Here is a 12,936-nt window from a genome sequence, read left to right on the forward strand (position 1 = left end):
CCAATGCGCGGATACGGCTGTCCGCCGGGGTAGTCTGTGATGTCGTGGGAGCTATCCGTCAGTGTTCAAGATCTGCCTGCCGCCAGTCGGCGGTGGCCACCCTGACGTACGTCTATGCGGACTCCACGGCGGTCCTGGGTCCACTGGCCACCTACGCCGAGCCCCATTGCTACGATCTCTGTGAGCAGCACGCTGATTCGCTCACCGTTCCCCGCGGCTGGGAAGTCCTGCGGCTGGCCATGCCGTCCACGCCGCAGCAGCCGGGCCCGGATGACCTGCTGGCCCTCGCAAACGCGGTTCGGGACGCGGCTGCCCTTCCCGCGCAGGCACAACAGCCCGCTGCCCAGCGGGGTCCGCATTCGGCGCTTGAAGCCCCGGCCGGCACGGAGGGTGTCCGGCGGGGCCACCTGCGCGTCCTTCGGGAGCCGTCCTAGGCCTCCGGGGCGGTAGGCTGGTAGCTGCACATCAGTCCGCTACCGGCGCGAGCGCGCCCGCCAGGGAGCAAAACCACATGCCAAAGATCAGTCCTGAACTGCTGTCCGTCCTGCGCTGCCCTGTGACGGCTTCACCCCTGGTGCAGGACGGCGAGGAGCTTGTGGCGACCGCCGCCGGGGCTTCAGGCAGCAGGCCGCGCTACGCAATCGAGGACGGCATTCCCCTTCTCCTGCCTCCGGAACTGCTGGCGGCAGCTACTTCGGCCGGCTCCGGCCAGCACGATTCAGCCGCGGACGCCGGCCCGGCTGCCTGACACGCATCCACAGCAACTCCGCCCACCGCGGCCCCCAGCAGTTCCGGACACAACAAAGGACCACCGATGACTTTTGATTACAAGGTTGCCGACATCTCCCTGGCGGAAGCAGGGCGCCACCAGATCCGCCTGGCCGAGCATGAGATGCCCGGCCTGATGTCTTTGCGCGAGGAATTCGGCCCCAGCCAGCCGCTGAAGGGCGCGCGGATTGCCGGGTCGCTGCACATGACGGTGCAGACGGCCGTCCTGATCGAAACACTGACCGCTCTCGGCGCTGAAGTGCGCTGGGCCTCCTGCAATATTTTCTCCACCCAGGACGAGGCCGCGGCCGCCGTCGTGGTGGGCAATGGCACCCCCGAAGATCCGCAGGGTGTCCCGGTCTTCGCCTGGAAGGGCGAAACCCTCGAAGAATACTGGTGGACCGCCGAGCAGATCCTGACGTGGCCAGGCGCGGACACCAACCCTGAACTGGGTCCCAACATGATCCTGGACGACGGCGGCGATGCAACAATGCTGGTGCACAAGGGCGTCGAATTCGAAGCCGCCGGCAACGTGCCCTCCGCCGATCCCACGGACTCCGAGGAATACGGGATCTTCCTTGAGGTCATCCGCCGTTCCCTCGCTGCCGACCCGCAGAAGTGGACCCGGACCGCGTCCACCATCAAGGGTGTTACCGAGGAAACCACCACCGGCGTACACCGCCTCTACCAGCTGGCCGAACAGGGCAAGCTGCTGTTCCCGGCCATCAACGTCAACGACTCCGTCACCAAGAGCAAATTCGACAACAAATACGGCATCCGGCACTCCCTGCCGGACGGGATCAACCGTGCAACGGACGTGCTCATGGGCGGCAAGGTCGCCGTCGTCTGCGGCTATGGTGACGTCGGCAAGGGCGCCGCGGAGGCGCTGCGCGGCCAGGGCTCGCGGGTGATCGTCACCGAGATCGATCCCATCTGCGCTCTGCAGGCCGCAATGGACGGCTACCAGGTGGCCCGGCTCGAATCCGTCCTCGCCCAGGGCGACATCTTCATCACCACCACGGGCAACAAGGACGTCATCATGGCCGAGCACATGGCGGGCATGAAGAACAAGGCCATCGTCGGCAACATCGGGCATTTCGACAACGAGATCGACATGGCCGGCCTGGCCAAGGTTCCCGGCGTCCGGAAGGTCGAGATCAAGCCGCAGGTCCACGAATGGGTGTTTGACGCCGGTACCGGCAGCGAACGCTCCATCATCGTCCTGTCTGAGGGGCGCCTGCTGAACCTGGGCAACGCCACCGGCCACCCCTCTTTCGTGATGAGCAACTCCTTCGCCAACCAGACCATTGCCCAGATCGAGCTGTGGACCAAGCAGGACCAGCCCGAAGGACAGCGCGAGTACGAGAACCAGGTGTACGTGCTGCCCAAGGTCCTGGATGAGAAGGTTGCCCGCCTGCACCTGGATGCGCTCGGCGTGGAGCTGACGGAGCTGACCAAGGACCAGGCGGAGTACCTGGACATTGATGTTGCCGGCCCCTACAAGCCCGAGCACTATCGTTACTAAGAAGTAAAGTACCCGGGTGCGGGACGCACCCGGGTTGTTACTTCCTGCCCCTAGGATCGGAATATGGAGCCCGAAGTCCAGATCCGCCGCCCGCGGAGCCTCAAAAAGATTCTTATCGTTGCCCTGGTGTGCGTCCTGGCAGCAGCCGGGGGTGTGTTCGCCGCCGTTGCGCCCGGACTCGCCGGAAGTGCGCTGGAATCCGAAGCAGGCTCGGCGGTCCGGACATCTCCGGGCCTCGCCGCCCCCGTCATTGCTCCCGTTAAGTCGGACGCCCAGCCGGCGGACGGCGCCAAGCAGGTCAATCCCGCAGCCCCTGTCTCCCTTAGGGTGAGCAACGGGACCATCGAACGCGTCACGCTCACCAGTACCGCCGGCGAAACGGTCGAAGGAAGCATCGACGCTGCGGGCACCGGCTGGACGGCTTCCGCACCGCTGAAATTCAACACAGACTACAGCTACACCTACGTGGTGAAGGACGGTGCCGGCAGGGAATCCAGCACAACGTCATCCTTCAGCACCGTGTCCAGCTCCCATGAGGCCGATGCTGCCATTTACCCGCTGGACGGCATGAAAGTGGGCGTCGGGCAGCCGCTCCAGATCATCTTCAGTGAACCGGTGCTCAACCGCGACGCCGTGGAGAAGGCCATTAGGATCACCAGCAGCGCCGGCCAGGTGGGCGCCTTCCACTGGCACAGCGACCGCATGGTCCGGTACCGGGCGGAGAACTTCTGGGCCGCAAACTCAACAATCTCCATGGATATGCAGCTCTTCGGCGTGGACCTGGGCAACGGGCAGATCGCGAACTTCAACAAGAAAATGAGCGTGTCCATCGGTGACAAAAAGGTGGCCGTCGCGGACGCCGCAGCGCACACCTTCACGCTGAGCATCAACGACCAGCCGGTCAAGACACTTCCGGTCAGCATGGGGGACAAGCGCTTCCCGTCCGCCCGCGGCTACGGGGTCCTGATGGAAAAGAAGCGCTACGACCACTTCCGGGCCTCAAGCATCGGCCTGAAGCCGGACGACCCCGCCTACTACGGCGACGTGGACGTGGAATACACCATCAGGCTCACCCTTAGCGGTGCCTACATCCACCAGGCCCTGGAGTCCGCCTACCCCTTCATCGGAAACACGAACGTTTCACACGGCTGCATAGGCTTCGCTCCCGACGGCGCTGCCTGGGTCTTCGACAACATGGGCACCGGCGACGTAGTCCAGATCATCAATACCGAGGGGGACTACGCCGCGCATGACGACGGTTTCGGGGACTGGAACATTCCCTGGAGCGAGTACGACAACTGACGTCAGTTGCTGAAAGGCAGGCGCTGCAGCCGTTCCCCCACAGCAGTGTTGCGCCGGCGCTGCTGCGACAACCGGGAAAGCTCGCGGTTCCGGCGTTCGGCAACGACAGCGGCAAGAAAGTCATCAGGGCTCGTCCCCGGAGGCGGGGGAGGGGCCACGTGGGCGGACAGCTCCGTGGCAATGGAGGCCGCCATCCCTGCCCGTGACAGCGGCGCCATCCTGCCCGCCTGGCGAAGGAACTGGGACGCCCGCCGCGCTGCGGCGTCCGGGATACGTCCGATATCCGCCGCCGCCGCCCAGGCCTGCAGCCGGGGCGGTATGAAAACCGGAACGGCCGGTTCCACCGGTACCCGGCTGCGGATGGCGTAGGTCCCGGCCAACAGGTCGCCAAGGCGGCGGGACTTGGAATTGAAGAGGGCCACGGCCAGGGCCAGCCCCCCGAAAGTCAAATAGATCTCGAGAAAACCGGTGAGGCCGCGGATCAGCGCGTGCCGGAAGCGGATGGCGCCGCCGTCGTCCCGGACAACCCGCAGGCCAGTGGCGAGTTTTCCGAGGGACAGGCCGCGGCTCAGGGTTTCCACCGCGACCGGGAGGATCACCAGGCAGAAGACCACACTGGACAGGACCAGCGCGCGCATGGCCGCCTCGTCAACGTCTTCCCCGGCCGCGGACAGGCCGATCAGGACCGCCACCAGCAGCACCACGTGGAAGAGGACGTCAAGGATCAGGCCGAGCGCGCGGGCGGCGAACGATGCAGGACGCAGCTCCAGGACCACAGCCTCGCCGGTAACGATCGGACTCACAGCATGTACCCGTTCCTCGCATTCGATGGGACGGTCAAAGTCTAGTGCCGTGGCATTAGGCTGGTCCCGTGGACATGGACGCCTTCGCCGCGGTGAACGCGGACAAGTGGTCGAGATTGAACGAGCTGACCAGGAAGGGCAGGCTTACCGGAGCTGAAGCGGACGAGTTGCTGGCCCTGTACCAGTCCACCTCCTCGCACCTGTCCCTCATCCGGTCCATTGCCCCGGAAAGCGGGCTCTCGGCGTCGCTCTCGGCAACACTGGCACAAGCACGGACGAGGTTTACCGGCGCGCGCACCAATCCGATGGCCGACCTCGCCAGGTTCTTTGTGGCGGCGCTTCCAGCGGCCTTCTACCGGCTCACCTGGCTCACGCTCGCCTGCGGAGCTGCGTTCATGGTGGTGGGATCCGCTTATGCGCTGTGGATCGGAACGTCGCCCGAAGCGCTTCGGGCAGTGGGTTCCGAGGCTGCACTTCGGCAGTATGTCGAGGAGGATTTCATCGACTACTACTCGGAAAACCCTGCCGCATCTTTCGCCGGTGCCGTGTGGACCAACAACGCCTGGATCAGCGCGCAGGCCGTGGCGCTCGGCATCACCGGGATATGGGTGCCGATGATCCTGTTCAGCAACGCGCAGGGCGTTGGAGTGGCTGCCGGGGTCTTCGCCGCCGCCGGGAAGCAGGACGTTTTCTTCAGCTACATCCTGCCGCACGGGCTGATGGAACTGACGGCGGTTTTCGTCGCCTGTGCCGCCGGCCTTCGCATCTTTTGGGCCATGGTATCGCCGGGGCCGCGCACAAGGGGCCGCGCGGTTGCCGAGGAAGGAAGGTCGCTTATCACCGTGGCGCTCGGCCTGGTCCTGGTGCTGTTTGCCTCCGGGCTGGTTGAGGGGTTTGTCACGCCCAGCCCGCTGCCGGTCTGGGCCAAGATCACCATCGGTGCTGCCGTGCTTGCGTTGTATTGGGTGTACGTGCTCGTTTGGGGGAGGCGGGCGTACCAGGCCGGGGAACGCGGCGACCTGCGCCGTGAGGACGCGGGCTATACGGAAATCGCTGCCTGAATCGTTGTAATCGCGCCGGGGTGGTTCCTCGCTCCGCCCAAGCCCCGGACTGTAGGCTCGACAACAGATAAAGCGTGCCGGCCAAGGCCGGCGTGCAAACCCGACGGAAGTGACGCTGCTGTGAAAGACGAAACACCGGCCCGTGCCAAGAGCGCGAAGCCGCAGCCGGAGCCTTTGCTGGATACCTCCGGCGACTCCGACGAACCCGCCTTTTCCTGGATGGCTCCTGCCGGCAGGGACACCGCCGGCTCAAGGGCCGAAGATACTCCCGGAGCCGACAGGCCGTCCGGGTCGTCCTCCGTCGACGGCAGCGGTGACGCCGGCACTGCGCCCGGAAGCACGCAGGCTGGAACCCGTGCGGACCGGAAGGCAGCCGAAGCCGCTGCCGCGCCGCCGTCGGACGCTGGTGACAGGCCGGGCAACGGCAGTTCACCCGTCTTCAACGAGCCGCTCGACACGTCGGCGCTGCATGTACGCCCGCCGGAGGAAGAGGTGGAGCGGCGCAACGCCGAGCGTGAGAACGCCGCAAACGCCAAGCCTGTAGCTCCCCGGGTTATGCAGGTCCTGCTGGCCATCTGCTTTCCGGTGGTGCTCCTGGTCCTGGCCGTGCGTGCGGTCACCAGCCCGCTGTTCCTCTGGGTGGAGTACAACCGCCCCGGCTTCCCGGGCGACGGGTACGGCTTCAGCACGGATGACCGCATGACGTACGGCTCCTACGCCGTGGACTACCTCAGCAACTGGTCAGGGCCGCGTTACCTCGGCGACCTGGTGCACCGCAGCGGTGACAGGCTGTTCAAGGACGGCGAGGTCAGCCACATGGCGGACGTCAAACTGGTGATCCTGTCCACCTTCGGCGCCGGCGCGCTGCTCCTGCTCCTGTGCCTCGTCGCGGTCCTCTACCTGCGCAGGCGCAGCACGGGCGGCGTCCGCCGCGGACTGTTCGCCGGCTCCATCATCACCCTGGTCATCATCCTCGGACTCGGCACCCTCGCGTTCCTGGGCTGGCAGCAGTTCTTTACCGAGTTCCACCGCATCTTTTTCGCAGACGGGTCCTGGACATTCAGCCTGGACGACACCCTGATCCGGCTGTTCCCTGGCCAGTTCTGGATCGATGCCGGCATCGCCATTGCAGGCCTGGTGCTGCTGACGGCACTGGTGACACTGGTCCTCACCTGGCCCACGCGCCGCCGGCGTGGCCTGCCGCCCAGGGAGGCCGCGGAGGATCAGGCGTAAAGCCAGGCGATTTTCGCCTGGAAATCCTGCACGACGGCGGCCCGCTTCAGTTTGAGCGAGGGCGTCAGGTGGCCTGACTCCACCGTGAATTCCGCGTCCAGTATGGCGAAGGACCGGATGGACTCGGCCTTGGACACCAGATGGTTGGCCTGGTCCACCGCGTCCTGTACTGCTTGCAATACCGAGGGCTCGGACGTGGCCTCGCGAAGGGGAGCGGGGGCAGCCCTTGCTCGGAGCGCCAGTTGCCGAGCCCCTCCGGGTCAAGCGTCACCAGCGCCGACACAAACGGCTTGCCGTCGCCCACCACTACCGCATGCCCTACCACCTGATGGGACCTGATGATGTCCTCCAAGGGGCCGGGGGCCACGTTCTTTCCGCCGGCGGTGACCAGCAGGTCCTTCTTCCGTCCGGTGACGGTGAGGAAGCCGTCCGCGTCCAAGGTGCCGTAGTCACCGGTCCGGAAGAAGCCGTCCACAAACGCTTCGGCGTTGGCCGCGGCGTTGCCGTGGTAGCCCTTGAACACACCGATGCCCTTGACCAGGATTTCCCCGTCCCCGGCCACCCGGATGGTGGTGCCGGGGATGGGAATGCCTACGGATCCAACGCGCGTATGCGAGGGCGTGTTGACGGTGCAGGGCGCCGTGGTTTCGGTCAGGCCGTAGCCTTCCAGGACCGGGATCCCGGCGCCGCGGAAGAAATGCGCGTCCTCCCGCGACAGCGGGCTGGCACCGGACACCGTATACCGCACCTGCCCTCCCAGGGCCTGCCGGAGCCGCGGAAAGAGCAGCTTGTCGAAGGATCCATGCCGGATCCGCAACAGCAAACCGGGACCGGTACCGTCGCCGCGGCTTTCCCTGTCCTGTTCCCGTGAGAAGGCGATTGCGGCTGCCGAGGCTGCCTTGAACAGCCGGGATTTGCCCGCCAGGGCAGCTTTGTGGGCCGCGGTTGCGCGGACTTTCTCGAAAATCCGGGGGACCACCAGCAGGAAGGTGGGCTTGAACGTACCCAGGTCCTCCAGGAGTTGGGCGGCGCCGGGCGTATGTCCCAGGGTGGCCCCGCCGGCGAGGCACACCACCTGCACGGCCCGCGCCAGGACGTGCGCCAGCGGCAGGAACATCAGTGTGCGCGCCTGGTCCCGGAGCAACAGCTCCGGGAGGAACACAACTATGTTCTTGGCCACGAGGGCGAAGTTGCCGTGGGTGATTTCGCAGCCCTTGGGGTTTCCCGTGGTACCCGAGGTGTACACCAGCGATGCCACGTCATCGATCCCTGCCCTGCTGCGCTGACGCTCGAGCTCTGCATCGCTGACCCCTGCCCCCGCGGCGGCGAGGCTGGCGAGGTTGGGGGCGTCGCCGTCGTGCTCCATCCTCACCACGTTCACCAGGCGGTCGCGAAGCGGCGGCGAGCCGGCAACCACCCCTGCCACCAGCTCCGCCATGGGGTGGTCCTGGACGAAGATGCGCCGGGCGCCGGAGTCCCTGATGATCCACTCCACCTGCCGTGCGGAGGAGGTCTCGTATATGGGGACGGTGACACCGCCGGCGAACCAGATGGCGAAGTCCACCAGGGTCCATTCATAGGAGGTGGCGGACATGACGGCCACAGTATTGCCTGGTTCCAGCCCGCCGGCGATCAGTCCCTTGGCCAGGGCGCTCACATCCTGCAGGAACTTGGCCGCCGGAACGTCCACCCAGCCGTTGGGCCCCTTGCGACGGTAGAGGGCATGCGCCGGGTTGGCGGCGTGCTGCTCCAGCAGGAGATCGGTGACGTTGCAGCCGGCGTCCAGCTCCACCAGCAGTTCCGTGCTTGCTTCTCTCACAGCAGGTCTCCGTTCCGCTGCCGGGCCGCGGCAGCGGCGTCCATCGGGGGTCTTCTGCCATCCTGCCCTAGATCCAGGACGGCATCCACATACGTATCCGCCAGGCGTCGTAGGGAATAACTTCCGCGGCCCAGATAGGGTAGAAGAAGGAAGACAGCAACACCGCTGCCGCTACAAACAGGACCACCAGGTACACGCCGGAGCGCCGGCGCCAGGGCGGGTCTGTGGCGCGGCCAAGGACCAGCCCCAGGCAGTACACCAGCGCCAGGACAAGGAATGGTTCAAAGGACACGGCGTAGAAGAAGAACATGGTCCGCTCCGGATAGAGGAACCACGGCAGGTAGCCTGCGCCCACGCCGGCCAGTATGGCTCCGGCCCTCCAGTCCCGCCGGCCCGCCCACCAGAACAGCAGGATCACCAGGGATACGGCTGCCCCCCACCAGACCATGGGGTTCCCGACGGACAGGACAGCGGACGTGCACTTGGCCACGTCGCAGCCGGGGGTGCCCTGCTCAGGGGATTCGTAGAAAAACGACGTCGGCCTGCCGAGTACCAGCCAGCTCCAGGCGCTTGCTTCGTAGGGGTGCTCGGAGCCCAGGCCCTGGTGGAACGTATAGGCCTCCCGGTGGTAGTGGGCGAGCGACCTGACGGAGTCCGGCAGCCATCCCCATTCTGCGGACGGGTTGCTTTCCGCCCAGCGCCGGAAGTAGGCGTCCTCCGAGCGGAACCAGCCGGTCCAGCTTGCCGCGTAGACGGCCGCTGCCACCGGGACGATGCCCAAGAACGCCGGGAGCCCGTCCTTGATGACGCCGCCGCTGATCCAGCCGCGGATTCCCGCCACCCGCCTGGCGCTGAGATCCCAGAAGACAGTGAGGAGGCCGAAGGCGGCAAGGAAGAACAGTCCGGACCATTTGGTTCCGACGGCGAGCCCCAGGCAAACACCCGCAACAACCCGCCACCAGCGGATGCCCAGCCAAGGTCCCGTCAGCAGGGCGGTGGCGGGGATGCGCCCGCCGTTCCCGGCGGCGGCCCGGGCCAGGAGGGCGGAAAGCCGGCGCCGGCCGTCGTCGCGGTCCAGGAGGAGGGCGCCGAAAGCGGCCAGGATCCAGAACATCAGGAAGATGTCCAGCAGGGAGGTCCGGGACATCACCAGATGGTGCCCGTCCACCGCCAACAGTAAACCTGCGGCCCCGGCCAACGGCAGGGAGCGGAAAAGTTTCAGTGCTATCAGGGACAGGAGCAGGATGGAGAGCGTTCCGGTCAGGGCCGCCGAGAACCGCCAGCCAAAGGAATTGTCCGCCCCGAACATCCCCATGCCCGCGGCAATCATCCATTTGCCCACCGGTGGGTGGACCACGTATTCGGGCGACGTGAGCAGGATTTCCGGGTTGCCGGCGTTGAAGGAATCGTTCGCCTTGTCCGGCCAGCTGCGTTCGTAACCGCTGATCAGGTACGAGTACGCATCCTTCACGTAGTACGTCTCGTCGAAGACCAGTTTGTGGGGGTGGTCCAGCCGGACGAACCTGAGGATTCCGCCGGCCACTGCCGTCAGGACCGGGACCAGCAGCAGCCAGAGCCGCAGCGACGGCGGGTAGTCGCGCCAGGACTGGGCTGTGCCCAGGAGCCGTGCCTGCAACGCTCCAACGGTGAAGGCTTCCGCCGGGCGGCTGATCCAGGGCCGCGCAGGGGGACCGGACCGTTGCATGCCGTCCCCGCTGCTGTCCGCGGCCTCCGCGGTTTTGCCGGTTCCGGCGGGAGCGGGTTGTCCGGCTCCGGGCGGCCGCGTGGAGGTCTGCGTCACGAGCCCCATGCTACCTTTTGCGGCTGGCAGTCCCCGCAGCAGTAGGCTGGTTGCGTGGACTCTCACCCCAGCACCCTCCCTGATACCGGCCCCGCAGCAGCGGGACGCATAGTCCTGGCCGCCACCCCGATCGGAAACACGGGTGACGCTTCGGCCAGGCTCGTGGAACTGCTGGGTACTGCGGATATCGTGGCTGCCGAGGACACCCGCCGCCTGCACCGGCTGGTGCAGAGCCTGGGCGTGACGGTGGCCGGCCGGGTGATCAGCTACCACGAGCACAATGAGGCGGCCAAGACTGCGGAACTGCTGGAGCAGGTCCGGGCGGGCAGCACCCTGGTCATGGTTACCGACGCCGGCATGCCCTCTGTCTCCGACCCTGGCTTCCGGCTTGTGGAGGGAGCCGTTGCGGCCGGCCTCACGGTGACGGCGGTGCCGGGACCGTCGGCGGTGCTCACGGCCCTGGCGCTGTCCGGATTGCCCACCGACCGTTTCTGCTTCGAGGGGTTCCTTCCGCGGAAGGCAGGCGAACGGGCATCACGGTTGGCGGACCTCGCCGGTGAACGCCGGACCATGGTGTTTTTCGAGGCGCCGCACCGCCTCGAGCCCATGCTGCGCGCGCTGAAGGAACGTTTCGGTCCCGGCCGTCCCGTTGCCGTCTGCCGGGAATTGACCAAGACATACGAAGAAGTCCTCCGCGGCTCCCTCGGTGAACTGCTGCAGTGGGCGGAAAGCTCGGACGTCCGCGGGGAGATCGTGGTTGTGGTTGGAGGGGCTCCGGAGCAGGCGGCGGGCAGCCCCGAAGACCATGTGGCAGCTGTGAATGCACTCGTCTCGCAGGGTGTCCGGCTCAAGGAAGCCGTTGCCGCGGTGGCGGATGACGTGCGGGTTAGCAAGAGGGAGCTCTATTCCGCTGTCCTGGCAGCCCGCTGAAACGACCGCGTGCCTGCCCCGTGTTCTGCTGTGCAGCTGCACAGCAAAGCGCACTTTGGGCAGTGCGCAGGGGCGTAGACCCGGGGTAAACGGCGGCAGTAGTCTGGCACTAAATCAGCCCCTGATGAGCCCGGTCATTCCGCCGCCGCAAGGGCTGCCACCAACCCTACTGACGAGGGAGTCATCGTGACTGTCACTGCACAGCCGGCGGTAAGCGCCGACCGCGAAAGCCAGCTTCTGGCCTCCGTCCCCACCGGACTGCTGATCAACGGCGAGTGGCGGGACGCCGCTTCGGGGAAGACCTTCGACGTCGAGGACCCGGCAACGGGGAAGGTGCTGCTGAGCATCGCCGACGCCGGCGCCGAGGACGGTGCCGCGGCGCTGGACGCTGCGGTGGCCGCGCAGGAGTCCTGGGCGAAGGTTCCGCCGCGTGAGCGCGGGGAGATCCTGCGCCGCGCGTTCGAGCTTGTGACCGAGCGCGCCGAGGACTTCGCACTCCTGATGACCATGGAAATGGGCAAGCCGCTCGCCGAGGCGCGCGGTGAGGTCACCTACGGCGCTGAGTTCCTGCGCTGGTTCTCGGAGGAAGCGGTCCGTGCGTTCGGCCGCTACTCCGTGTCCCCGGACGGCAAGTCCCGGCTGCTGGTGACCAAGAAGCCCGTGGGCCCGTGCCTGCTGATCACACCCTGGAACTTCCCGCTGGCAATGGCCACCCGGAAGATCGCCCCCGCCGTCGCTGCCGGCTGCACCATGGTGCTGAAGTCCGCGAACCTGACACCGCTGACCTCCCAGCTGTTCGCCGCCGTCATGCAGGAAGCCGGGCTGCCTGCCGGTGTCCTGAACCTCATCCCGACCTCCACCGCCGGTGCCACCACGGGCCCGCTGATCAAGGACTCCCGGCTGCGGAAACTTTCCTTCACCGGCTCCACCGAGGTGGGCCGCCGGCTGCTGGCGGACGCATCCAACACAGTGCTGCGGACCTCGATGGAGCTCGGCGGCAACGCCCCGTTCATTGTGTTCGAGGACGCCGACCTGGACGCCGCCGTTGCCGGAGCCATGCTCGCGAAGCTGCGGAACATGGGCGAGGCCTGCACCGCGGCCAACCGGTTCATCGTGCACGAATCCGTCGCCGGCGTGTTCGCGGAGAAGTTCGCCGCGAAGATGAAGGAGATGACCACCGCCCGCGGCACCGAGCCAGAGTCCAAGGTGGGCCCGCTGATCGACGCCAAGAGCCGGGACAAGGTCCACGAACTGGTCTCCGACGCCGTGGCCTCCGGTGCGCAGGCCGTCCTGGGCGGCGGACCCGTGGAGGGTCCGGGCTACTTCTACCAGCCCACCATCCTTGCCGGCGTCACCGAAGGCACCCGGATCCTGTCCGAGGAAATCTTCGGCCCCGTCGCTCCGATCGTCACGTTCTCCAGCGAGGATGACGCTGTTCGCCTGGCCAACAACACCGAATACGGGCTGGTGGCCTACGTCTTCACCAAGGACCTCAACCGCGGCATCCGGATGGGTGAGCGGCTCGAGACCGGCATGCTCGGCCTGAACGCCGGCGTCATCTCCAACGCCGCCGCACCGTTCGGCGGCGTCAAGCAGTCAGGCCTCGGCCGTGAAGGCGGCCTCGAAGGCATCGAGGAATACCTCTACACCCAGTACATCGGCATCGCCGACCCCTACGCGGGACAGTAACAGCC

The 12,936-nt window shown here is 66.6% G+C and carries 10 protein-coding genes and 1 pseudogene; 8 read left to right on the plus strand and 3 right to left on the minus strand.

All coding sequences use genetic code 11. The annotated features are described in order from the left end of the window. The first annotated feature begins 44 nt into the window (after positions 1-44). The 4 genes from ACLH0K_RS05925 (at position 45) to ACLH0K_RS05940 (ending at position 3,595) form a co-directional block, all read left to right on the plus strand. Entirely contained in the window at positions 45-434 is a 390-nt protein-coding gene (locus ACLH0K_RS05925) for a DUF3499 domain-containing protein (protein ID WP_411375894.1), read from the plus strand. A 77-nt stretch (positions 435-511) separates the two neighbouring features. Beyond that, the gene (locus ACLH0K_RS05930; protein WP_411375895.1) at positions 512-748 is read left to right on the plus strand and encodes a Trm112 family protein; all 237 of its coding nucleotides are present in this window, start codon (positions 512-514) and stop codon (positions 746-748) included. Positions 749-814: 66 nt separating this feature from the next. Beyond that, positions 815-2,293, plus strand: coding sequence for an adenosylhomocysteinase (gene ahcY, locus ACLH0K_RS05935; protein WP_411375896.1), 1,479 nt, complete (start codon positions 815-817; stop codon positions 2,291-2,293). Positions 2,294-2,356: 63 nt separating this feature from the next. Further along, positions 2,357-3,595 carry an Ig-like domain-containing protein gene (locus tag ACLH0K_RS05940; RefSeq protein WP_411375897.1) on the plus strand — a complete coding sequence of 413 codons (1,239 nt, stop codon included), beginning with the start codon at positions 2,357-2,359 and terminating at the stop codon, positions 3,593-3,595. Between the two features lie 2 nt (positions 3,596-3,597). On the opposite strand, the gene ACLH0K_RS05945 is transcribed toward ACLH0K_RS05940, so the two are convergent. After that, positions 3,598-4,398, minus strand: a complete 801-nt coding sequence (locus tag ACLH0K_RS05945) for an RDD family protein (RefSeq protein WP_411375898.1) — start codon at positions 4,396-4,398, stop codon at positions 3,598-3,600. A gap of 68 nt (positions 4,399-4,466) precedes the next feature. Between ACLH0K_RS05945 and ACLH0K_RS05950 the strand changes: the two genes are divergently transcribed. Both ACLH0K_RS05950 and ACLH0K_RS05955 read left to right on the plus strand, forming a co-directional pair. Next, a complete protein-coding gene (locus ACLH0K_RS05950; protein WP_411375899.1) occupies positions 4,467-5,459 on the plus strand; it encodes a stage II sporulation protein M in 993 nt (330 codons plus the stop codon). Positions 5,460-5,579: 120 nt separating this feature from the next. Next, positions 5,580-6,692, plus strand: coding sequence for a TIGR01906 family membrane protein (locus tag ACLH0K_RS05955; RefSeq protein ID WP_411375900.1), 1,113 nt, complete (start codon positions 5,580-5,582; stop codon positions 6,690-6,692). Here ACLH0K_RS05955 and ACLH0K_RS05960 read toward each other — a convergent pair. Both ACLH0K_RS05960 and ACLH0K_RS05965 read right to left on the minus strand, forming a co-directional pair. Next, positions 6,683-8,511, minus strand: a pseudogene (locus ACLH0K_RS05960) (AMP-dependent synthetase/ligase). The gene ACLH0K_RS05955 and the pseudogene ACLH0K_RS05960 overlap by 10 nt on opposite strands. Before the next feature lie 67 nt (positions 8,512-8,578). Beyond that, positions 8,579-10,321: a dolichyl-phosphate-mannose--protein mannosyltransferase gene (locus ACLH0K_RS05965; protein ID WP_411375901.1), complete on the minus strand. Its 1,743-nt coding sequence runs from the start codon at positions 10,319-10,321 to the stop codon at positions 8,579-8,581. A gap of 45 nt (positions 10,322-10,366) precedes the next feature. Between ACLH0K_RS05965 and rsmI the strand changes: the two genes are divergently transcribed. Then, positions 10,367-11,242 (plus strand): 16S rRNA (cytidine(1402)-2'-O)-methyltransferase, encoded by an 876-nt coding sequence (gene rsmI / locus ACLH0K_RS05970; RefSeq protein ID WP_411375902.1) that lies wholly within the window; start codon positions 10,367-10,369, stop codon positions 11,240-11,242. A 186-nt stretch (positions 11,243-11,428) separates the two neighbouring features. Continuing rightward, positions 11,429-12,931, plus strand: a complete 1,503-nt coding sequence (locus ACLH0K_RS05975) for an NAD-dependent succinate-semialdehyde dehydrogenase (protein WP_411375903.1) — start codon at positions 11,429-11,431, stop codon at positions 12,929-12,931. The last annotated feature ends 5 nt before the right edge of the window (positions 12,932-12,936 follow it).

The sequence above is a fragment of the Arthrobacter sp. MPF02 genome (assembly GCF_046605375.1).
GTDB lineage: Bacteria > Actinomycetota > Actinomycetes > Actinomycetales > Micrococcaceae > Arthrobacter.